We start from the raw sequence: 19,001 nt of genomic DNA, 5'->3' as shown, positions 1-19,001 counted from the left end.
GATGCGCGATTCTAAGGCGCGCCGCGCCTGCCGTGCCATCCGGGTAAATGTCAGCGTTGCTGAAATAGTTCAGCGGCGCAACAGTCTCGCGCCGCTCATTGGCCGAACAGCCCCTTCACCGTGTCGCCCACGCCTTCGACGAGGCCGCGCACGCTTATGCCCAGGCCCTCGGCCATGCCGGCGGCCAGCCGTTTCTGCAGGTCTTCCCTCAGCGTGAAATGCGGGTCGTCCACTCGGCCGGACAGCGTGAAATCGAGCACGATGCGCCCGTCGCGATTCTTCAGCGCAGCAATGACCGCCTGGCGCGGCACGCCCATGAAGCTCGCTTGCCAGCCACGGCCCGGCGCCAATTGCAGGTCGGTCAGCGTCAAGCGGCCAGGCGCGCGCAGGTGGCCGGCCTTGACGGTACTGGCGAGCTGCAGGTCCAGTGTGCCGCGCTTCACGCCGGTCTCGGAGGCCTTGATCAGATAGGGCTGCAAGGCCAGCAGGTCGACCTGCTGCAACGCGAGCTTGAGCTGGGAATCGTGGTCGGCAAAGCGCATGTGGCCGTCGAGTGCGAACTGGCCGTCGTGGCGTACGCCCTTGATCACGCCGGCCAGCCGCAGCGGCGTGCTGTCCGACAGTTCGGGCCAGCGCAGCGTGCCGATGCTGGCCTCTAGCTGCTCGAACGCGACGCGCAACGGTTTCTTGCGCACGTTGCCGTCGAACCAGTCGATGCGGCCATTGGCGAGCTTGATGGCGTCGATCAATACCTTGACGGCGGGCTGCGTGGCTGCGCTCGCGTCCTCTACGGCCGGCGCTTCGGCCTTGCGTTCCAGCAGGCTGGGCAACAGGCGCACCTTGCCGTTGCGCTGGCGCCAGATCGATAGATAGGCACCTTCGACCTCTATCTTGCGGATGCGCACCTGCCCAAAGAACAGCGTGCGCAGCTCGGGCCGGAGCACGACGTGTTCAGCCACCAGCGTCTCCGTGGCAGGCCAGCCGGCTGGCGCCTTGATGCGCAGGCCGCGGATCTCGAGCGTGGACCAGCTGAGCTCAAGGCTGGCAATATGCGCTTCTGGCCCGAGTGCCGCCAGCACCTCCTGCTGCAGCTGGCGCGTGGCCAGCCGGAATCCCCAGAATGTCAGCGGTGGCAGGACGATCAGCAGCGCGAGTAGCGCAAAGAGCAAACGGCGTTTCATGCAGACACGGCATCCAGACAAAACGCGCACGATAGCAGCACGCGTTCTGCTGTCACAATCGGCGGTACCGCGACGTGTTGTGGAGTGGCATCGATCCGGAACCCAACGCTATGGCCGATTTCGATGCCTTTACGCCCCATCGCCCCGCCTGTGGGGACTTGCCTGCCGCATGCTCGGCGCCCGCGCCGCTACAGACGGTGTGATGCTTAATCCGCAGCGTCCAGCCATTGCGCTGCGCCGTGGCAAGCATCGGCGATGCGCTGCATCAGCGGCGGCGAGTCGCTCAGCCGCACGGTGAAGTTCAGCGTGACAGCGTCGGCATGCGTGACCGCGCCGAGTTCGGCACCGACCTCCTGCAGCAGCCGGCGCACCAGGCCTTCCTGGGGATAGGGCACGCGTACCGTCAGCGCCTGGCGCGGCGTGATCGCCACCTTCTCGGCGCCGATCAACGCCTGCGCCACCGCATCGGTGTAGGCACGGACCAGCCCGCCTGCGCCCAACTTCACGCCGCCGTAGTAACGCACCACCACGGCCAGCACCTGTTCCAGCTCCTGGTGGCGCAGCACTTCAAGCATGGGGCGGCCGGCAGTGCCGCCAGGTTCGCCATCGTCATTGGCGGCCGAATGCCCGCCCGCCAGCAGCGCCCAGCAGACATGCGCCGCCTGTGGGTGCTCGGCCCGCAGCCGGCTCACCACGGCCTGAGCTTCCGCCCGGTCTGTTGCTGGCAGAACCAGCCCGAGAAAGCGGCTTTTCTTGATTTCCAGCTCGCTGCGCGCAACCCCGGCCAGCGTGTACGCCATGGCGGGTTTATTTCATCCGGTTCCAGAGCGCGATCGCATCCTTGCGATTGGGCTGGGGAGTACAGATGGCGCTGCAGTTGCCATTGGCGCCAAATTTGGCGCACTGCACCCACACGCGATTGGCGCCCGCCTTGCGTACTTCGGCGGGTGCGCCGCACTTGGGACAGCGCTGGGGTGGGGTGGGTGTGGTTGTCATGGCGGATTGTCGATGTAAGAAAGTTCAGATTTAACGTTGGCGCTCAAGCTTGGCGTCGTTGAACACAACAAAATGAGGGGACGATTCGAACTGTGGATGCCGGTCGGAAAGATGCTCGTGTTCCCATTTCATGCCACGCATCTCAATGCCTTGGGCGCATTGAATCAAGAAGCTGGCGATCAAGCGAAGTTCTGCGGCATTTGCGACCAACGTGACCTCAGCAAGTTGCCTTGGCTCTCTTTGAGTTGTGCTGTCAGCACTGCTTTCGAAGTACCCAGAGATTTGCATGGCAAGCCTTCAACGATGGCGATAGGCGCAGTGGCCCGGCCGTGGGCCGACCTGCGGATGATTGCGACAGGTGTTGGGCCGCTGCTCGTAAATGGTGCAGCGTCGGCTTTGGGCATCGAGATAGCGGCAATCGCCGTTGGCGCGCTGCGCCAGCGTGTAGATGCCGTGCTTGAAGTTGAAATGACCGATGATGCCGGCCTTGTCCAGCCGTTTGGCGATCTGCTTGGGCGCCTCGTGCTCGGCTTCGAAGGCATCGACCACGCCCATGCGCACGAGGTCGGGTAGCTTCACCTCGACCGGCATGGTGCAACAGGTGGCCTGGCAGTCCCGGCACAGGCTGCTGCGATAGCGCACCCAGGTGGACAGGTCGTCGAGTACTGACAGATGGATCAGTTTTCTTGCTGGCGCGGGCATCGTTCAGGGGCCGATGACCTGGCGCTCCAGCCAGCGAAAACCAAGGTGGCAGGTGGCCGCGCCCAAGAGGCTGGGTCCGATCAGGCCAACAAGCGGCACCAGCATCACCAGGCCTGTCGCGCCACCGAGCAGCAGCATCGGTGCCCGCTGCGTGGTCACGAAACGGCGCTGGACGTCCTCCGGCACCACGCCATCGAACGCGTCGTTCACCAGCCCGCGCACATTGAGATAGGCCGTGAGCAGTACCAGCAGCACGCCGCCGATCAACGGGATGCAAAGACAGAGCACGCTGCCGACCAGCCAGGTGCCAAGATTGCCGGCGAGGTCGCGCAGATCGGCGCGCCACGGGCGCGCCACCTGGCTGGCGAGCGCTGGGTAGCGTTGCAGGACGCGACGTTGCACCTGTCCCATCAACACCAGTTCCAGGATTACCCGCGCAAGTAGCAGCACGCCCACCACGAACAGCAGCGCGAGGAACGTCCATTGCAATGCGGTCTGGGCGTAGGCCGCCAGCTGCGCCAGCGTACCGCCGGCCTGTGGCGCCCAGCCCAGCTGGCCGGGCAGCCCCAGCACCGCGAACTGGGCTGTTGCATGCATTGCCGGCAGCAGCCAGGACCAGGCGGCTATATAGATTGCGGACATCACCAGCAAGGCCAGCAGCCAAACGCCGAGCGATAGCGTGATCAGCGCGGGATGCAGCGCGTCGCGCAGTCCCAGCGCGACGCAGCGCAGTGCTTCGACGAAGGAGGAAGGAGTAGGGGTCGTCATCGCGGTCAGTTCGCTTCGATGAGCTCGAAGTCGTGCGTCACTTCGGCGGTCTTGGCCAGCATGATGGTGGCCGAGCAGTATTTCTCCGCCGACAGCTTGATCGCGCGCTCGACCTGCTCGGGCTTCAGACCACGACCGGTGACGGTGAAATGCAGATGGATGCGGGTGAACACCTTGGGATCTTCGCCGGCGCGATCGGCATCGACGTCGACCACGCAGTCGCGCACATCGGCGCGTGCTTTCTTCAGAATATGGATCACATCATAAGTCGAGCAGCCGGCGGCGCCCATCAGCACCATTTCCATCGGGCGCGGGCCCAGGTTGCGGCCGCCCCCTTCGGGTGGGCCATCCATCAGTACGGCATGGCCCGATTCCGACTGCGCAAGAAAACTGACCTGTTCAACCCACTTGAGACGCACTTTCATCTGGATGGCATCCGATTTTATGGCAAAAGCGCATTCTATCGCTTTCGCGCGGACCATCGGAATGGCGATGCTGGTGCGCCCCGCGTCGCAGCTGGCGCACAAGGGTTTCTGAATAAATGGAATTGCTTATGCTGCATCGCACAAGAAGGACTTGCTAATGCCTGGAGGCTGGCATACACTGAGGGCTCAACGTCAGGGCTTGCCTTGATGTTGTCTCCTCCATCCTCCTTCTTTGGTGGAATTCAGCGCAATCCGATCCGGGTTGCGTTTTTTTTGGTGCCGCAGCCTGCGCATCCCCCACCGATCGGTCGTGCGAAATATGTTTGACACCCCTTTGGCAGGGGGGCTAAAATCCGCGACTTTCTCGAATTCTGAATCTGGACCGAGCTGTCATGAAAACCTTTTCTGCAAAACCGCACGAGGTAAAGCGCGAGTGGTTCGTCGTGGACGCTACCGACAAAGTGCTGGGTCGTCTCGCCGCTGAGATCGCCAAGCGCCTGCGTGGCAAGCACAAGGCCGAATATACTCCGCACGTCGACACGGGCGACTACATCGTCGTGGTCAACGCAGACAAGCTGCGCGTGACCGGCGACAAGGCCACCTCCAAGAAGTACTACCGTCACTCGGGTCACCCGGGCGGCATTTACGAGCGCACCTTCACCGAACTGCAAAACAAGTTCCCGGGTCGCGTGCTGGAAACCGCGGTCAAGGGCATGCTGCCGAAGGGCCCGCTTGGCTACGCCATGATCAAGAAGATGAAGGTGTACGCTGGTGGCGAACATCCGCATACCGCGCAACAACCTCAAACTCTCGATATCTAAGGGATAGCCACCATGGTAGGCAAATATCACTACGGTACCGGCCGTCGCAAGAGCGCAGTTGCTCGCGTGTTCCTGGCCAAGGGTACGGGCAACATCGTTGTCAACGGCAAGCCGCTTGACCAGTACTTCGCTCGCGAAACCGGCCGCATGGTCGTTCGTCAGCCGCTGGAACTGACCCAAAACCTCGAAGCGTTCGACATTCTGGTCAACGTGCAAGGTGGCGGCGAAACCGGTCAGGCCGGTGCTGTTCGTCACGGCATCACCCGCGCCCTGATCGAATACAGCGCGGATCTGAAGGGTGCCCTGAAGGCCGCCGGTCTCGTCACTCGCGATGCGCGTGAAGTCGAACGTAAGAAGGTTGGTCTGCACAAGGCCCGCCGTCGCAAGCAGTTCTCCAAGCGTTAATCGGAACTGCCCCGCAAAAAGCCGCACACATCGTGCGGCTTTTTGTTTTGCCCGCTCCTCCCAGCCGCGCTCGATGGTCGCACCGCCTCGGGCTGTGCTGTTAGAATCGGGTTCTTGTGCCGTCATTCGCGCAGAAATGAGATGGTCGTAAATAAACGCCTGGTCTGCCGTTCCCCCGCTATGCCCATTGCCCTGTATCCGGAGCTTGCATGCCGTTGAGGCGCCTGTACCGTTTGCAACGGGCGCGCCTGACTGCGGCTCCCCTGGTGCTGCGCCCCGCGCTTGGCTGGCGCGGCCGGTTGTGGCGATGCCTGCTTTGGTTCACCTTGCTGGGCGCGGTGGCCGGCGTATCGATCTGGTGGGGTTGTCGCGAGGGAGAGGCCAGGGCATTGGGCCGACTCAGCTCCAGCGAGGCCGACATGGCCGATGCCCATCGCCGGTTGTTGGCTTCGCGCGAGCGCGAGGCGCGCTTGCGCCAGCAATTGCAGGTGGCCGAAGCGGCGCGGGGTTCGCTTGCCCAGGCGCTCGACACCGCGCAGCGGGATGCGGCCCAGGCGCGTGAGGCCCTGGCTTTTTTCGACAGCCTGCTGACCAGCAACGATAGAACCGAATTGGTGCGCTTTGTCGCCTGTGAGTTCGACCCCACTGCCGATGCGACGCGCTGGCGTTACCGCGTGCTATTGGTCCAGGGGGTGGATCGCACTGAGGAAATCAAGGGCGATCTGCTGCTCAGCATTCAGATACGACCGTCCGGAACCGGGCGCAAGAAGATCGATCTGCCCAAGCAAGCGATCAGCGTGCGACATTATCGACGCATCGAAGGCGAAGTCACGCTGCCGGATGGGGCGCAGCCCTTGGGAATGGATGCTCGCATGCAGGGCGATTCCAGCATGCTGGCACAATGTCAGAAGAAAACGGGAGGCGTGTGATGTTCAAGAACAAGAAAGGCAACCAACGTATCGATAGTCTGATCGGCAACGGCAGCACGGTGAATGGCGACGTGCAGTTCGTTGGTGGCCTGCGTATCGATGGTCACGTGGTCGGCAATGTCGTCGCGGTCGACGAAAAGAACGGCACGCTGGTGGTCTCGGAAAAGGCGCAGGTACGTGGCAAGGTCAGCTGCAGCCACCTGATCCTCAATGGCGAAATCAACGGGCCGATCGCCGTCAGCCAGTATGTGGAGCTGCAGCCCAAGGCGCGCGTGGCCGGAGATCTCACCTACAAGACGCTGGAAATGCATCCGGGTGCGGTGATCGAAGGGCGGCTGATCCCCATGGCGGGAGCCAAGATGGTGACTCCCGAGGCCCCCGCACAGGAAGTGTGAGCCGGCGCGCGTTGACCGCGAGTGCCGCTGCGCGCGATAATCCTAGTTGTTTAGTCAACTATTCCGAGCGGAGCGCCCCATGAACATGGCCACCGACATGCCGAGCCCCTTCCTCTTCACCGACAATGCCGCCAGCAAGGTCAGGGAGCTGATCGACGAGGAAGGCAATCCGGATCTGAAACTGCGCGTGTTCGTTACCGGCGGTGGCTGCTCCGGCTTTCAGTACGGTTTCACCTTCGATGAAATTACCAACGACGATGACACCGAAGTGAAGAAAAGCGGCGTCACGCTGCTGGTCGATCCGATGAGCTACCAGTATCTGGTGGGCGCCGAGATCGACTACGTCGAGAGCCTGGAGGGCTCGCAGTTCACCATCAAGAACCCGAACGCCCAATCGACCTGTGGCTGTGGCTCGTCGTTCACGGTCTGAGCGCCACCATCCCTGAAAAGGAAGCCTGCGGGCTTCCTTTTTTATTGCCGTTCATCCGCCGATAATAGAGGCTTCAAAGCGCGGGAGCGGCCATGTTTGAATCGGCGGAACTGGGTCATTGCATCGATCGCGACACCTATCGCGAAGAGGTGGCCAAGCTGCGGCAGGCCTTGCTGGCCGCGCAATTCGAGCTCAAGCAGCGAGGGGATTTCCCCGTGGTCATCGTGCTCGCCGGCATGCCGGCGGCGGGCAAGGGGGAGACGGCCAACCTGTTGCTGGAATGGCTGGATCCACGCCATGTCACCACCCTGGCCTTCGATGAATCCAATGACGAGGAGGCTGAACGGCCGCCGTTCTGGCGCTTCTGGCGCGCGTTGCCGGCCAAGGGCAGCATCGGCATTTTGTTCGGTTCCTGGTACGCCGATCCGCTGTGGCACTGGCCCTTGGGCGACGAGCACCTCATCAGCCGCCGCATCGAGCGCATCGTACGGCTGGAGAAGCTGCTCACCGACGACGGGGCGCTGGTACTCAAGTTCTGGCTGCACCTGTCGCGCGATCGGCTGAAGAAGCGCTTGAAGGCACTGGAGGGCGATACCTTGACCGCCTGGCGCGTGAGCCGGGAGGACAAGCAGTTTCTCAAGCATTACGACACGCACGCGGCGCATGCCGAGACGCTGCTCACCCGCACCAGCCTCGCCGACTCTTCCTGGCGTATCGTCGAGGGCTGGGATGCCAATTACCGCGCCTTGTCGGTCGGGCGGCAGGTGCTCAATGCGATCGAACATCATCTGGCGCGCGAGTCGGTGAAGCAGCGCCGCATCGAGGCTAGTCCCTTGCTGCCTTCGGTCGACGGTGTGCGCCTGCTTGATACGCTGGCGCTCGATGCCGAGCTCGACAAATCGACCTACCGCGAGCAGTTGGAGCGGCTGCAGGGCCGGCTCAATGGCCTCACCCGGCAGCCCGGCTTTAGCAAGCTTGCCGTCGTTGCCGTGTTCGAAGGCATGGATGCGGCAGGCAAGGGTGGGGCGATCCGCCGGATCACTGCCGCGCTCGATGCCCGGCGCTATCGGGTGGTGCCGATCGCAGCGCCTACCGATGAAGAACGCGCGCAGCCCTATCTGTGGCGCTTCTGGCGTCATGTTCCCGCCCGGGGCCATCTCACCGTGTTTGATCGCTCCTGGTATGGCCGGGTGCTGGTCGAGCGCGTTGAGGGTTTTGCCAGCCAGGCCGAATGGATGCGTGCCTATGGTGAGATCAATGATTTCGAGGCCCAGCTCGATGACGCCGGGGTCATTGTTCTCAAATATTGGCTGGCGATCTCGCAAGATGAGCAGCTGGCACGCTTTAAGGAGCGCGAGGCGACCGAGTACAAGCGTTTCAAGATCACCGAGGAAGACTGGCGCAATCGCGAGAAATGGGACGACTATGTCAGTGCCGCGAGCGACATGGTTGAGCGCACCAGTACCGCGATCGCGCCCTGGCATCTGATCGGCGCCAACAACAAGTATCATGCGCGTATCCGCGTCCTCGAGATTCTGTGCGACGCCATTGAAACCCGACTGAAACGCAAGGAAAAATAATGGCCTTCCCGCTCGATGCCATGTCGCTCGACCAGTTGTTCCGCGAGGCGCGCACCCATAGCCACTGGTTGGAACAACCGGTCAGCGATGACACCCTGCGCGATCTGTATGACCTGCTCAAGTTCGGCCCGACCTCGGCCAATTCGAGCCCCGCGCGTTTCCTGTTCGTGAAATCGGCCAAGGCCAAGGAAAAGCTCAGGCCCTGTCTCGATGCGGGCAATGTCGACAAGACCATGGCCGCGCCGGTGACGGTGGTGGTGGCGTACGATCTCGAGTTCTACGAGGAGATGCCCAAGCTCTTCCACAACCCAGACGCGCGTAACTGGTTCGCCGGCAAGGACAATACCGCGCCGCTGCTACGTAACGGCAGCCTGCAGGGGGCATACCTGATCCTGGCCGCTCGCGCGCTGGGCCTCGATTGCGGGCCGATGTCCGGCTTTAACAATGCCGCGGTCGATGAGGCTTTCTTTGCCGGTACCAACTGGCGCTCCAATTTCCTCGTCAATCTGGGCTATGGCAACGGCAGCCAGTTGCATCCGCGCAATGCCCGCTTGCCGTTTGAGCGCGCCTGCCGCATCGCCTAATCGCGCGCCCGGCAAGAGGCGCAAGGGAGAGTCATGACAGCCAAAGCCTCCACACGGACGGCGGACTGGTCGCTATGGCGCGCGCTGGAAGACTGGCGCGCCAAGCGCCACGAGCTTGAACCGCTGTTTGCCGCAGCCGGGGTGCCGGGCGAGCTGGAGTCGCTGGTCAACCGCGTGCTGGTCGATCTCAGGCGCTCGCCGCCGACGCCGCCTTTGGCGTCCGGGGATACCCAGCGCGACGCCGAGGAAAGGGCACGTTATCACGAGGGCTATTACCGGCATTATGACGATAGCTTCTACAAGGTAGAAACGATGCTGGCGTTGCCGTGGGTGCCGGAAATGCAGGCGCTGGCCGGTGCGATCCGCGAAGAGCTCGCCGCTTTGCGCGAGGCGTTTCAAAGCCAGCCCGGACGCAAGCCCGATTTCGCGCGGCTGGAAGGCCTGCTGCAACACTATGTGAAGCTCGACCATCCCGAGTTGCCGCTGCCTGAGGGCTTGCTGGAAGGGCGTCGGCGCGGGCTGACCGAAATCGCCGGCTACCCCTTGCTGGTGCAGCATGCGCTCAAGGATCCCTACAGCGATGCGGTGCCGCCCTTGACCAGCAATGCATTTCGCGATGAATTTGCCGCGCGCGCCCGCGCCTACCTCGACACGACGTGGTTGCATAACACGGTGGTCACGCAGTGGTATGTGGCGCTGGCGCTCGACGCAGGGCTCGCGCGCAAGAAACGCGACGCCACCGATCATGCGCGGCTGGCCAAATTGCTCAAGCGGCGCTGGCCTACGCTGTCGATATTGATTCCAGGGTTCGAACAGGCCGACCAGGTGTGGTATCTGCTGTTGTCCGGATTAACCTTCTTGGCGTTGTTCGCCGAATGGTGGATCGCCGCAGGCTTGCTCATCACCTGGTTATCGCTGTCGATCGGCGCGCATCGCGCGGAGAAAAAGCAAATCGATGCGCATCGTGCTTCCCTCGTGGCGCAGGCGGCGACCATGAAGCGGGTACGGGATCGTTTTGTCGCCGGGCTGATTCCGCCGGGCAAGCTCGCGTTCCAGTTGCGTCAGCTTGATGAGGCGGGCGAGTACTACGACGAGGCGGTCTACGCCCTGCTTGCGCAGCACAACTACGACGAGGGCGAATAAGCCGCCGCGGTGGGAAGGGTTAGCCCGGCATCCGTACTGGCGAGCCGTCGATGAAGCACAGCATCTCGCCCGCTTCCATGCGGATCCACTGTTCGTTGTCAGTCAGCGGCTTGGTCGCGATCACGGCCACGCGGTCGCGCGGCGTGGTCACATCGGCGAAATCGATGGTGACGTCGGCATCGGACAGATGCGCGGTGGAGAAGGGCGATTCGCGCACGACGTAATGCAGATCGGTGCTGCAATGGGCGAACAGCGCGCGGCCATCCGAGAGCAGGAAGTTGAAGGTGCCGCCCTGCGACAGCTGCCCGGCGTAGTCGGTCAGCATCTGGTAGAGCCTTGAGAGCGGCGGTGGCGAATCAAAATGCTCGCTCAGCCGGTTGAGCAGCCAGCAGAAGGCCTGTTCGCTGTCGGTAGTGCCCACAGGCTGGAAGCGGCCGTTGTGCAGCGCCGGTCGCTCGGTCAGGTTGCCATTGTGCGCGAACAGCCAGTAGCGGCCCCATAGCTCACGCTGGAACGGGTGGGTGTTGGCCAGCGATACCGCGCCCTGGGTCGCCTTGCGGATATGGGCGATCACGTTGCGGCTCTGGATCGGGTAGTGCTTTACCAGCTCGGCCACCGGTGAAATGCTGGAAGGCAAGTAATCGAGAAACACGCGGCAACCACCGTCCTCGAAGAAGGCGATGCCCCAGCCGTCGCCATGCTCGTCCGTCTCGCCGCCACGGCGGCTGAAACCCTCGAACGAAAACATGATGTCGGTCGGCACATTGCAGTTCATGCCCAGCAATTGGCACATCGACGGCTATCCTCCGGCTTCTGTACTGCATCCAGTGTAGCGGCTGATGCCGCCGCCGATTGCAACGCAATGCAAAACGCCCGGCAGCGGCCGGGCGTTGTGGCAGGCGCGCCGCAGCTTATTCTGCGGCCAGCGAGAGCGCACCGATGCTGTAGCCGGCATCGACATGCACGATGTTGCCGGTCATGCCCGACGCCAGCGGCGACATCAGGAAGGCGGCGACATTGCCCACTTCTTCCTGGCTCACGTTGCGCTTGAGCGGTGTGGCGTCAGCGGCGGCCTTGAGCAGCTTGTTGAACCCCGAGATACCGGCGGCGGCCAGCGTCTTGATCGGGCCGGCCGAGACGCCGTAGACGCGGATGCCCTTTTCCGGGCCGAGCGATGCCGCCATAAAGCGCACATTGGCTTCCAGCGAGGCCTTTGCCAGGCCCATCACGTTGTAATTGGGAATGGCGCGCTCGGCACCCAGGTAGGACAGGGTGATCAGGCCAGCATTATCGTTCAGCATCGGGCGCGCAGCCTTGGCGAGCGCCGCAAAGCTGTACGAGCTGATGTCGTGCGAGATGCGGAAGTTCTCGCGATTGACGGCGTCGAGGTAGTCGCCTTTCAGGGCGTCACGCGGGGCGAAGGCGATCGAGTGCACCAGGCCATCAAGGCCATCCCAGTACTGCTTGAGCGACACGAACAGCTGATCGATCTGCTCGTCGCTGGAGACATCGCACGGCAGCACGATGGTCGTATCGAAGTCGGCGGCCAGTCGCGCCACGCGATCCTTCATGTCTTCGTTCACATAGGTGAACGCCAGCTCCGCGCCTTCGCGCTTGCAAGCGGTGGCGATGCCGTAGGCGATCGAGCGGTCGGACAGCAGACCACAGATCAGGATTTTTTTGCCGGCTAAAAAGCCCATGGTTTCATCCTTGCTATCGAAAACGTCGCGCGATTATAGCGAAACGCCAATGAAAAACCTGGCACGGGCCAGGTTTTTCTCAAAACGGTCGTTTGATTCACGCCGGCTTACGCGGGCTCGGCGTCGAGCGAATAGGGGAGCGACAAGGGGGAGAGCAGCGGACCATCGATCCCGCCCAGATGCAGGCCTTGCGCGAGCGATGCGGTCTGCACCACGGCAAGTACCTCGGTGCCGCCTTGCGGTGCCGGTGCGGCCAGCATCACCTTGCCCGAGGCCTGGCCATTCATTTCTGCGCTGTATACGTCCTGACCGGCGGCAGCCTGGGTCGCCACATGGAAGCGTAGCGCGCGGCGCTTGAGCTTGCCCAGGTACTGGGTACGGGCGACGATTTCCTGCCCTGGATAACAGCCCTTCTTGAAGCTCACTCCACCGACCAGTTCCAGGTTGGCCATCTGCGGCACGAATTCCTCATAGGTGGCCTGTGTGATCCACGGGCTGCCGGCGCGAATTTCGGTCAGCGTCCACACCGCCGGGCCGACCGGACGAGCGCCCGCGTCGACCAGTGCCTGCCAGACGCGCGCGATGGCATCGCCGCGCGCCAGCAACTGGTAGCGCGCGCCGTCAAGCGCAATCACCTTCACGTCCGTTCCGTGCCAGACCTGCATCGCCGCATCTGGCAAGCCGCCCGCGGCGACCTGCACTACCTGAGCGGCGCCGGGACCCGCCACGCCGAGGGCGACCCAGTCGGTTTCACTCGCGCGGGTCTTGCTGCGCAGGATGAACATGGCGAGGCGTTTTTGCACGGTGGGCTGTAGCTCGCTGGCGATCTGCAACAGGTAGTCCTCGCTATCGCGCACGATGAGAAAGCTCGCCTGCATCCGGCCCTTGGGCGTGGAATAGCTCGAATATTGCGCGTCCGTGGCGCCGACGGTGCGCACGTCACTCGAGAGCTGCCCATTGAGGAAAGCCTCGCTGTCTTCGCCGGAAAACCGGATCAGCGCGTACTGCGGTAACGGCGCCAAGACTGGGGCTGAGGCTAGCGTCGCGAGTTCGGCAGTGGCATCGCCGAAGTCGGCGAGATGGCCTGTTGCGTCAAGGCGCGCGCCAGCTGCAGTGTAAAGGGCGGTCAGGGACATCGAAGACTTTCCGATTGAGGGGTTTGCTGGCAGAGATATAGTCGATGGCCGGAAAAACAATGCCCCGCGCGCGGCGGGGCATTGATCCTTGCTGGTGGGTCTGGCGTTTGGCGCTGCCGACAAAACCCGGCGTAGCGGTTCTGGCAAGAAGTGCGAAACGCGCTAAAAACGCTTATTGGGCGGGCGCGGCCAGTGCTTCCTCGCCGGCGCGTGGGCGGAAGGCCGCACCGGTGCGGAACTCGGGCGCGGGCAGCGTGCCGGCAACGCGGATCTGGTTGCTGACGGCGATGGCGCCACTGGAGAGCTTGCTGGCGACCACGCCGGCGAGCTTCTGGCCTTCGCCGATGCGCAGGTGGCCATTGGCGGAGAACTTGCCGCCATCGATTTTCATGCCGGAGAACTGCACATCCTTGCCGCGGACCGCCAGTTTGCCCGACACCGTGGCGAAACGGGTCTGGCCGCCACGCGAGTAGGTGACCGGGGTGGACGACTTGAGCGGTGTCACCAGGTCGAAATTGTGCAGCACGCCGTCGCGAACCAGCAAGGTGGCATCGATGCCGGCGTTTTCGAACAGCTTGGCGTAGCCATCGGCCTGATAGACGAAGCGAGCTTCCGCTTCCAGGCGCCCCGTGGCGTAGGTGTTGCTGCTGAACACCTTGCTCAAGAGTTCGGCCTGTACGCCGCTGCCGCGCAGCGTTCCGGCGAGCTGCCAGCCCTCGGTCCAGGTGAGCTGGGCACTGCCGGTGATCACACCACCGTACAGATCGCCACGGACCTCCTCGATGTCGATCCCGTTGGCGTGGGCGATGCCCTTGAGGCGCAGGAAGTCGAACTTGGCCGGGTAGCCCAGCGGCACTTCCCAGCCGGTGGCATTGAGCTGAACTGCGAACTGGCCTTCGCCGTGGGGTTGCACCAACAATTCCAGCTGGCCGGTATTGTCGTTGATCTCCAGCTCGGTCAGCTCACCGCTCGTGCCGAACTTCAGCATGCCGCTGACCGGGCCGAGCTGGCTCTTGCCCAGGACGACACTGGTGCGTTCCAGGCTGAGCGTGGTCAGGCGTGGCGTACCGGGTTCGGGCTTGAGCTTTTGCGGCAACTGCGTGGCGAAATCAGGGCTGAAGCGCCCCCCTTCGATGACGATGCCTTGCAGCGTCTCGCCCCAGGCCAGCACATTCTTGGCCGTGAGCGGAATCAGGATGCGATCGATGCTGGCGCTGTCGGCGCTTTCCAGCACCACGTTCTCCAGCACCACGGCGGGCTTGGGATAGTACTCGAATGCGACCCGTTTCACCTCGAACTTGCCGTGGGTCATCTTCTGGCCCATGGCAATGACAGGATCACTGAACAGGTTGGCGGGAAGCAGCAGGGGCAGGGCGGCCACGATCAGGACCAGCACCAACAGCGTGCCCAACAGTATTTTGAGTTTTCCCAAGTGTTCCTCCACAGAATATCATTTTTTATTTTCGAATCGAGTTGACACGAATTCTAGGGCTACCTATTATACGCACCTCACCGATTCCCCGATAGCTCAGTCGGTAGAGCAACGGACTGTTAATCCGTGTGTCCCTGGTTCGAGCCCAGGTCGGGGAGCCAAACGAATTCCCAAATTCGCTGTTTACGGCGGGTTCTTAGCAAGCAGCACAAACCGAATATTCCCCGATAGCTCAGTCGGTAGAGCAACGGACTGTTAATCCGTGTGTCCCTGGTTCGAGCCCAGGTCGGGGAGCCAAACGAATTCCCAAATTCGCTGTTTACGGCGGGTTCTTAGCAAGCAGCACAAACCGAATATTCCCCGATAGCTCAGTCGGTAGAGCAACGGACTGTTAATCCGTGTGTCCCTGGTTCGAGCCCAGGTCGGGGAGCCAAACGAATTCCCAAATTCGCTGTTTACGGCGGGTTCTTAGCAAGCAGCACAAACCGAATATTCCCCGATAGCTCAGTCGGTAGAGCAACGGACTGTTAATCCGTGTGTCCCTGGTTCGAGCCCAGGTCGGGGAGCCAGATCAAGCCGCCATGCACTGCATGGCGGCTTTTTCGTTCTTGCTGCGAGCGGTGTAAGCCTATCTGCGTGGCATCGTGCTTGGCAAGGGGCCGTTTCAGCCGGCAATCGGCAGATAGGCGTCAAAGCGCGTGCTTTCACCGTCGAAGGCGAACGCCGGTTTTTCACCGGCGAGCCACGGCGCGATGCGCGGGCGTTTCACCACCACACGGCGTGTGGCGTGGCGCCGAGCCAGATCAAGCAGCGCGTCCGCATCCTCATCGCCACCGATCAAGGCCTGGAACGCGGCCATCTCCTTCTTGGGTTTGGCGCGCTTACCGGGCTCGGGAAACATCGGGTCGACGAACACCACATCCCATTGTGCCGTGCTGGCCTGCAGCCACTGCCGGGCATCGGCATGGATCAGCGTCATGCGTGCGGCGATGTTGGCCGTATCGGGGTGTTGGCCGGCACGGTCCAGACCGTCCGCCACCAGCGCGCAGGCGACGGGCGAGCGTTCCAGCAGCGTCAGCGTGCAGCCGAGGCTGGCGAGCACGAAGGCATCGCGCGCGAGGCCCGCCGTGGCGTCGAGTACCGTCGGGTTGTAGTCGGGCTTGAGGCCCAATGCACGCGCCACCGGCTGGCCGCGCCCGCCGCCGTGCTTGCGCCGGTGGCCTTGCGCGCCGCCGACGAAGTCGACCCAGACGCGCGTCTTGTCACCCACGGTGGCGAGCGCCAGATGGGCGTCTTCCCACACCAGATATGCGCCTTGCTGTGGCGCCACATCGATCTGCGGCAGGCCGAAACGCAGGGCCAGCGCCACGGTGTCGTCACTGCCGTTGGCGAGGAGGCCTACTGCCATGGCGTCGGTGTCGGCACGATGGGGCCGAACTCGACCGGCTCGAACGCCGGGCGGTAGCGCACGCGCGGCAGGCGGGCCAGCGGGTCTTGCTGATAGAACTGTTTCAATTGCTCATACACGGCGGGGTAATGGTCGGCGACCGCGTGTGGCGTCTCGAAGAAATATTCGGAGAACACGGCAAAGCACTCGGCGGGATTTTCGGCGGCGTAAAGGTCGATCGGACTGTAGCGGTCGAAATCGGCGAGGCCTTTCAACTGCGCGAAGGCCGCAGAGAATGCCCGCTTCCAGGCCTCGGCGTCCATCCCCTTGTGTAGCAGCGGCCGCCCGTTGGCGTGGCCGGCGCTGCCGCGCATGTCGAGCTTGTGGGCGAACTCGTGGATGACCACGTTCCAGCCGTCTAGCCAGGCCGATTGCGAAACATCGAGCCAGGACAGCAGCACGGGGCCGTCCGGCCGGGCTTGGCCCGCCAGCACCTGTTCGCCTTCGTGGACCACGCCGATGGCGTCGGTGTAGCGATCGCGAGTGAGGAACTGGCCCGGGTAGAGCACGACTTCGTGCCAGTCGTCGTAGGCATCGAAGCCCAGGTTGAGGATGGGCAGCACCGCCTGGGCGGCGAGGATGACCCGCGCCTGGTCGTCCAGCTGCAGGCCGTGCAGAGGGGTGATGGTTTTCTCGTGCAGGAACCAGGCGGCGTGTTCACGCAGGCGTGCTCGCTCGTCGGTGGAGAGGCCGATGAACAGCGGCAGGGCGATCGCCTCGCGCCACAGCGAATCCGGAATCGGGTTCGCGGCAAGATGCTTTTTGCGGCGATGGTCGCGGAACAAGCCGAACATGGGGGCCTTCCTGGTGCACGACGACATTGTCGTGACGAGGATATGGGCGCCGTAAGCTTTTAATCAAGCAGCGCCGCCGACAAGCCGCGACGACCGCGCCACCCCTTGAAAAGCGCAGGCTTGCCCCGTCAGCCCGCCACTTCGCTCGCCAGGCGCGATTCAGCCTGTGCGTGCGGCGTGAATGGATGCAGATGCGACAGGAACTGCCGGCTGGCTGCCGCCCACGAGTAGCGCTCGGCGAAGCGGCGCACCTCGGTGCGATCGATCGTCAGTGCGGCGAGGCAGGCGCTCTTCAGATCGTCCTTGAGCGCGCCCGGGCCGTCGGGGCCGATCACGTCGATCGGGCCGGTCACCGGGTAGGCCGCCACCGGGCAGCCGCAGGCCATGGCCTCGAGCAGCACCAGGCCAAAGGTATCGGTCTTGCTGGGGAAGACGAACACGTCGGCGGCGTTGTACACCGCGGCCAGTTCCTGCTGACCCAGCACGCCCAACCAGTTGACTTGCGGATACTTGGCACGCAGCGCGGCTGCCGCGGGGCCATCGCCACACACCCATTTGGAGCCGGGTAGGTCGAGCGCTAGGAAGGCCTCGACGTTCTTCTCGACAGCGACGCGGCCGACGTAGACGAAGATTGGCTTGCGCGTCTGCAGCCGCTCGCGCGATCCCGGCTTGAACAGGTCAAGATCGACGCCGCGGCTCCACATCACCGTCTTGGTGAAACCGCGCGCCTTCAGGTCGTCGACCACCACGCGGGTCGGCGCCATCGTCGCTTCGGCCGCATTGTGAAAGCGCGTGAGCCAGGCGTAGGTCCAGCTCAGCGGTAGCCGGAAGCGCAGGTTCACGTATTCCGGGAAGCGCGAGTGATACGCCGTGGTGAAAGGCAGCTTGTTGCGGATGCAGTATTTGCGCGCGGCCAGGCCCAGCGGGCCTTCGGTCGCAATATGGATGGCATCGGGCGCGAAGGTTGCTATCCGTGCCGCGATCTTGCGCCCGGGGCGCCACGACAGCCGAATCTCCGGATAGGTCGGGCAGGGGAAGGTCTTGAATTCCTGCGGCGTGAGCAACTCGACGGTGTGGCCCATTTGCGTGAGCTCGTGGCGGGTCTGCTTGAGCGTGCGCACCACACCGTTGACTTGCGGCTCCCAGGCGTCGGTGACGATCAGGATCTTCATGCGGCGACTCCTTCCAGGGTGGGGGCAGGCAGGCTGAGTTCGGCAATCTGTGCCGACTGTTCGGCAAAGTACTGCTGCCAGGTGACGATCTTGAGCTCGCCAGTGGGTAGCTCGACGAGGGCGGTCAGGCTCTCGACCCAGTCGCCGTCGTTGCAATAGAGCACGCCGTTGATGTCGCGCATCTCGGCCTTGTGGATGTGGCCGCAGATCACGCCATCGAGCCCGCGCGACCTTGCCTCCGCGGCGACGGCTTCCTCGAAGTCGGTGACGAAGTTCACCGCCGTCTTCACCTTGTGCTTGAGGTATTGCGACAGCGACCAGTAGCCGAGCCCGAGCCGGGTGCGGATGCGGTTGAACCAGTGATTGAGCTTGAGCGTGATGCCGTAGGCGCGATCGCCGACGATGGCCAGCCACTTGGCGCATTGCACCACGCCGTCGAAGCGATCGCCATGCAGCACCAGGAAGCGGCGGCCGTCGACGGTGGTGTGGGTGACTTCATCCTCGATGCGGATGTCGCCGAACATCAGGCCGAGGAACTGGCGCGCGCCTTCGTCGTGGTTGCCCGGGATGTAGATCACGTGCGTGCCCTTGCGTGCCTTGCGCAGCACCTTCTGGATCACGTCGTTGTGGCTTTGGTGCCAGAACCAGCTGCGCTTGAGCGCCCAGCCGTCGATGATGTCGCCGACGAGGTAGAGGTAATCGCAATCGGTATGCCTGAGGAAGTCGAGCAGGTAGTCTGCCTGGCAGCCCGAAGTGCCCAGGTGGACATCCGAAATCCAGATGCTGCGGAACTTGAGGGTGGGGTCACTCATGGGCAGCGCGTCCGTCTTTACATGCCGCGCATCATGCCGCTGCAATATGACGCTCCAGCGAAACATTTATTGCCAATCAATGACATGCAACACGGCGGTCATCGATTGACAGCCAACAACGGCGCAGCGATAGTCGCGGCTCTGCAAAG

Annotated in this window: 23 protein-coding genes and 4 tRNA genes; 12 read left to right on the top strand and 15 right to left on the bottom strand. The window is 63.2% G+C overall.

Translation table 11 applies throughout. The annotated features are described in order from the left end of the window. Positions 1–95: 95 nt before the first annotated feature. The 7 genes from NLI84_RS00870 to NLI84_RS00840 all read right to left on the bottom strand — a co-directional run bounded on the left by NLI84_RS00870 (position 96) and on the right by NLI84_RS00840 (position 4,072). On the bottom strand, positions 96–1,181 hold the full coding sequence (locus NLI84_RS00870) for a DUF748 domain-containing protein (protein WP_255987490.1): 1,086 nt from the start codon (positions 1,179–1,181) through the stop codon (positions 96–98). A 206-nt stretch (positions 1,182–1,387) separates the two neighbouring features. Further along, a complete protein-coding gene (locus NLI84_RS00865) occupies positions 1,388–1,981 on the bottom strand; it encodes an IMPACT family protein (RefSeq protein ID WP_255987488.1) in 594 nt (197 codons plus the stop codon). A 7-nt stretch (positions 1,982–1,988) separates the two neighbouring features. Continuing rightward, positions 1,989–2,177 (bottom strand): Lar family restriction alleviation protein, encoded by a 189-nt coding sequence (locus tag NLI84_RS00860; RefSeq protein WP_255987486.1) that lies wholly within the window; start codon positions 2,175–2,177, stop codon positions 1,989–1,991. A 30-nt stretch (positions 2,178–2,207) separates the two neighbouring features. Further along, positions 2,208–2,465 (bottom strand): Imm32 family immunity protein, encoded by a 258-nt coding sequence (locus tag NLI84_RS00855; RefSeq protein ID WP_255987485.1) that lies wholly within the window; start codon positions 2,463–2,465, stop codon positions 2,208–2,210. Positions 2,466–2,474: 9 nt separating this feature from the next. Continuing rightward, on the bottom strand, positions 2,475–2,879 hold the full coding sequence (locus NLI84_RS00850; RefSeq protein ID WP_255987484.1) for a YkgJ family cysteine cluster protein: 405 nt from the start codon (positions 2,877–2,879) through the stop codon (positions 2,475–2,477). A gap of 3 nt (positions 2,880–2,882) precedes the next feature. Next, on the bottom strand, positions 2,883–3,647 hold the full coding sequence (locus NLI84_RS00845) for an EI24 domain-containing protein (RefSeq protein ID WP_255987483.1): 765 nt from the start codon (positions 3,645–3,647) through the stop codon (positions 2,883–2,885). 5 nt (positions 3,648–3,652) lie between these two features. Beyond that, positions 3,653–4,072, bottom strand: coding sequence for an OsmC family protein (locus NLI84_RS00840; protein WP_255987481.1), 420 nt, complete (start codon positions 4,070–4,072; stop codon positions 3,653–3,655). A 392-nt stretch (positions 4,073–4,464) separates the two neighbouring features. Here NLI84_RS00840 and rplM point away from each other — a divergent pair, with 392 nt between their 5' ends. The 8 genes from rplM (at position 4,465) to NLI84_RS00800 (ending at position 10,359) form a co-directional block, all read left to right on the top strand. Then, on the top strand, positions 4,465–4,893 hold the full coding sequence (gene rplM / locus NLI84_RS00835; protein ID WP_148715110.1) for a 50S ribosomal protein L13: 429 nt from the start codon (positions 4,465–4,467) through the stop codon (positions 4,891–4,893). A gap of 12 nt (positions 4,894–4,905) precedes the next feature. Further along, positions 4,906–5,298, top strand: coding sequence for a 30S ribosomal protein S9 (gene rpsI / locus NLI84_RS00830; protein ID WP_255987479.1), 393 nt, complete (start codon positions 4,906–4,908; stop codon positions 5,296–5,298). A 209-nt stretch (positions 5,299–5,507) separates the two neighbouring features. Continuing rightward, a complete protein-coding gene (locus NLI84_RS00825) occupies positions 5,508–6,227 on the top strand; it encodes a DUF6776 family protein (protein WP_255987477.1) in 720 nt (239 codons plus the stop codon). Beyond that, positions 6,227–6,622 (top strand): bactofilin family protein, encoded by a 396-nt coding sequence (locus NLI84_RS00820; protein WP_255987476.1) that lies wholly within the window; start codon positions 6,227–6,229, stop codon positions 6,620–6,622. The genes NLI84_RS00825 and NLI84_RS00820 overlap by 1 nt, the downstream gene beginning before the upstream one ends. Before the next feature lie 79 nt (positions 6,623–6,701). Next, the gene (erpA, locus tag NLI84_RS00815; RefSeq protein WP_255987475.1) at positions 6,702–7,052 is read left to right on the top strand and encodes an iron-sulfur cluster insertion protein ErpA; all 351 of its coding nucleotides are present in this window, start codon (positions 6,702–6,704) and stop codon (positions 7,050–7,052) included. A 92-nt stretch (positions 7,053–7,144) separates the two neighbouring features. Continuing rightward, positions 7,145–8,632, top strand: a complete 1,488-nt coding sequence (gene pap / locus NLI84_RS00810) for a polyphosphate:AMP phosphotransferase (RefSeq protein WP_255987474.1) — start codon at positions 7,145–7,147, stop codon at positions 8,630–8,632. Beyond that, positions 8,632–9,216 (top strand): malonic semialdehyde reductase, encoded by a 585-nt coding sequence (locus NLI84_RS00805; protein ID WP_255987472.1) that lies wholly within the window; start codon positions 8,632–8,634, stop codon positions 9,214–9,216. Before pap ends, NLI84_RS00805 begins: the two co-directional genes overlap by 1 nt. A 33-nt stretch (positions 9,217–9,249) precedes the next feature. Then, the gene (locus NLI84_RS00800; protein WP_255987471.1) at positions 9,250–10,359 is read left to right on the top strand and encodes a hypothetical protein; all 1,110 of its coding nucleotides are present in this window, start codon (positions 9,250–9,252) and stop codon (positions 10,357–10,359) included. Between the two features lie 19 nt (positions 10,360–10,378). On the opposite strand, the gene NLI84_RS00795 is transcribed toward NLI84_RS00800, so the two are convergent. The 4 genes from NLI84_RS00795 to NLI84_RS00780 all read right to left on the bottom strand — a co-directional run bounded on the left by NLI84_RS00795 (position 10,379) and on the right by NLI84_RS00780 (position 14,627). Continuing rightward, the gene (locus NLI84_RS00795) at positions 10,379–11,152 is read right to left on the bottom strand and encodes a class II glutamine amidotransferase (protein WP_255987470.1); all 774 of its coding nucleotides are present in this window, start codon (positions 11,150–11,152) and stop codon (positions 10,379–10,381) included. A gap of 118 nt (positions 11,153–11,270) precedes the next feature. Next, positions 11,271–12,059, bottom strand: a complete 789-nt coding sequence (locus tag NLI84_RS00790) for an enoyl-ACP reductase FabI (RefSeq protein WP_255987469.1) — start codon at positions 12,057–12,059, stop codon at positions 11,271–11,273. A 107-nt stretch (positions 12,060–12,166) separates the two neighbouring features. Further along, the gene (gene ygfZ, locus NLI84_RS00785; protein ID WP_255987468.1) at positions 12,167–13,195 is read right to left on the bottom strand and encodes a CAF17-like 4Fe-4S cluster assembly/insertion protein YgfZ; all 1,029 of its coding nucleotides are present in this window, start codon (positions 13,193–13,195) and stop codon (positions 12,167–12,169) included. A gap of 172 nt (positions 13,196–13,367) precedes the next feature. Beyond that, positions 13,368–14,627 (bottom strand): AsmA family protein, encoded by a 1,260-nt coding sequence (locus NLI84_RS00780; protein ID WP_255987466.1) that lies wholly within the window; start codon positions 14,625–14,627, stop codon positions 13,368–13,370. Between the two features lie 85 nt (positions 14,628–14,712). Between NLI84_RS00780 and NLI84_RS00775 the strand changes: the two genes are divergently transcribed. From NLI84_RS00775 to NLI84_RS00760, 4 genes are all read left to right on the top strand, one after another. Beyond that, positions 14,713–14,788, top strand: a tRNA-Asn gene (locus NLI84_RS00775). A 60-nt stretch (positions 14,789–14,848) separates the two neighbouring features. After that, positions 14,849–14,924 (top strand) — tRNA-Asn (locus NLI84_RS00770). A gap of 60 nt (positions 14,925–14,984) precedes the next feature. Then, positions 14,985–15,060: transfer RNA gene (locus tag NLI84_RS00765), tRNA-Asn, on the top strand. Positions 15,061–15,120: 60 nt separating this feature from the next. Continuing rightward, positions 15,121–15,196, top strand: a tRNA-Asn gene (locus NLI84_RS00760). Positions 15,197–15,291: 95 nt separating this feature from the next. Here the strand turns inward: NLI84_RS00760 and NLI84_RS00755 are convergent. From NLI84_RS00755 to NLI84_RS00740, 4 genes are all read right to left on the bottom strand, one after another. Continuing rightward, the gene (locus tag NLI84_RS00755; protein WP_255987464.1) at positions 15,292–16,035 is read right to left on the bottom strand and encodes a class I SAM-dependent methyltransferase; all 744 of its coding nucleotides are present in this window, start codon (positions 16,033–16,035) and stop codon (positions 15,292–15,294) included. Further along, positions 16,026–16,868 (bottom strand): M90 family metallopeptidase, encoded by an 843-nt coding sequence (locus tag NLI84_RS00750; protein ID WP_255987463.1) that lies wholly within the window; start codon positions 16,866–16,868, stop codon positions 16,026–16,028. The genes NLI84_RS00755 and NLI84_RS00750 overlap by 10 nt, the downstream gene beginning before the upstream one ends. Positions 16,869–16,996: 128 nt before the next feature. Continuing rightward, on the bottom strand, positions 16,997–18,040 hold the full coding sequence (locus NLI84_RS00745; protein ID WP_255987462.1) for a glycosyltransferase family 4 protein: 1,044 nt from the start codon (positions 18,038–18,040) through the stop codon (positions 16,997–16,999). Continuing rightward, positions 18,037–18,852, bottom strand: a complete 816-nt coding sequence (locus NLI84_RS00740; RefSeq protein WP_255987460.1) for a UDP-2,3-diacylglucosamine diphosphatase — start codon at positions 18,850–18,852, stop codon at positions 18,037–18,039. Before NLI84_RS00740 ends, NLI84_RS00745 begins: the two co-directional genes overlap by 4 nt. Positions 18,853–19,001: the final 149 nt, after the last annotated feature.

Source organism: Chitinolyticbacter albus (assembly GCF_024437655.1).
GTDB lineage: Bacteria > Pseudomonadota > Gammaproteobacteria > Burkholderiales > Chitinibacteraceae > Chitinolyticbacter > Chitinolyticbacter albus.
Note: the sequence above shows the minus strand (reverse complement) of the source record. Positions and strands in the feature narration are given on the sequence as shown.

What these genes read in the sequence shown, in the direction of transcription:
- NLI84_RS00870 (WP_255987490.1), bottom strand. Translation starts at nt 1,181, where the DNA reads ATGAAACGCCGTTTGCTCTTTGCGCTACTCGCGCTGCTGATCGTCCTG.
- NLI84_RS00865 (WP_255987488.1), bottom strand. Translation starts at nt 1,981, where the DNA reads ATGGCGTACACGCTGGCCGGGGTTGCGCGCAGCGAGCTGGAAATCAAG.
- NLI84_RS00860 (WP_255987486.1), bottom strand. Translation starts at nt 2,177, where the DNA reads ATGACAACCACACCCACCCCACCCCAGCGCTGTCCCAAGTGCGGCGCA.
- NLI84_RS00855 (WP_255987485.1), bottom strand. Translation starts at nt 2,465, where the DNA reads ATGCAAATCTCTGGGTACTTCGAAAGCAGTGCTGACAGCACAACTCAA.
- NLI84_RS00850 (WP_255987484.1), bottom strand. Translation starts at nt 2,879, where the DNA reads ATGCCCGCGCCAGCAAGAAAACTGATCCATCTGTCAGTACTCGACGAC.
- NLI84_RS00845 (WP_255987483.1), bottom strand. Translation starts at nt 3,647, where the DNA reads ATGACGACCCCTACTCCTTCCTCCTTCGTCGAAGCACTGCGCTGCGTC.
- NLI84_RS00840 (WP_255987481.1), bottom strand. Translation starts at nt 4,072, where the DNA reads ATGAAAGTGCGTCTCAAGTGGGTTGAACAGGTCAGTTTTCTTGCGCAG.
- rplM (WP_148715110.1), top strand. Translation starts at nt 4,465, where the DNA reads ATGAAAACCTTTTCTGCAAAACCGCACGAGGTAAAGCGCGAGTGGTTC.
- rpsI (WP_255987479.1), top strand. Translation starts at nt 4,906, where the DNA reads ATGGTAGGCAAATATCACTACGGTACCGGCCGTCGCAAGAGCGCAGTT.
- NLI84_RS00825 (WP_255987477.1), top strand. Translation starts at nt 5,508, where the DNA reads ATGCCGTTGAGGCGCCTGTACCGTTTGCAACGGGCGCGCCTGACTGCG.
- NLI84_RS00820 (WP_255987476.1), top strand. Translation starts at nt 6,227, where the DNA reads ATGTTCAAGAACAAGAAAGGCAACCAACGTATCGATAGTCTGATCGGC.
- erpA (WP_255987475.1), top strand. Translation starts at nt 6,702, where the DNA reads ATGAACATGGCCACCGACATGCCGAGCCCCTTCCTCTTCACCGACAAT.
- pap (WP_255987474.1), top strand. Translation starts at nt 7,145, where the DNA reads ATGTTTGAATCGGCGGAACTGGGTCATTGCATCGATCGCGACACCTAT.
- NLI84_RS00805 (WP_255987472.1), top strand. Translation starts at nt 8,632, where the DNA reads ATGGCCTTCCCGCTCGATGCCATGTCGCTCGACCAGTTGTTCCGCGAG.
- NLI84_RS00800 (WP_255987471.1), top strand. Translation starts at nt 9,250, where the DNA reads ATGACAGCCAAAGCCTCCACACGGACGGCGGACTGGTCGCTATGGCGC.
- NLI84_RS00795 (WP_255987470.1), bottom strand. Translation starts at nt 11,152, where the DNA reads ATGTGCCAATTGCTGGGCATGAACTGCAATGTGCCGACCGACATCATG.
- NLI84_RS00790 (WP_255987469.1), bottom strand. Translation starts at nt 12,059, where the DNA reads ATGGGCTTTTTAGCCGGCAAAAAAATCCTGATCTGTGGTCTGCTGTCC.
- ygfZ (WP_255987468.1), bottom strand. Translation starts at nt 13,195, where the DNA reads ATGTCCCTGACCGCCCTTTACACTGCAGCTGGCGCGCGCCTTGACGCA.
- NLI84_RS00755 (WP_255987464.1), bottom strand. Translation starts at nt 16,035, where the DNA reads ATGGCAGTAGGCCTCCTCGCCAACGGCAGTGACGACACCGTGGCGCTG.
- NLI84_RS00750 (WP_255987463.1), bottom strand. Translation starts at nt 16,868, where the DNA reads ATGTTCGGCTTGTTCCGCGACCATCGCCGCAAAAAGCATCTTGCCGCG.
- NLI84_RS00745 (WP_255987462.1), bottom strand. Translation starts at nt 18,040, where the DNA reads ATGAAGATCCTGATCGTCACCGACGCCTGGGAGCCGCAAGTCAACGGT.
- NLI84_RS00740 (WP_255987460.1), bottom strand. Translation starts at nt 18,852, where the DNA reads ATGAGTGACCCCACCCTCAAGTTCCGCAGCATCTGGATTTCGGATGTC.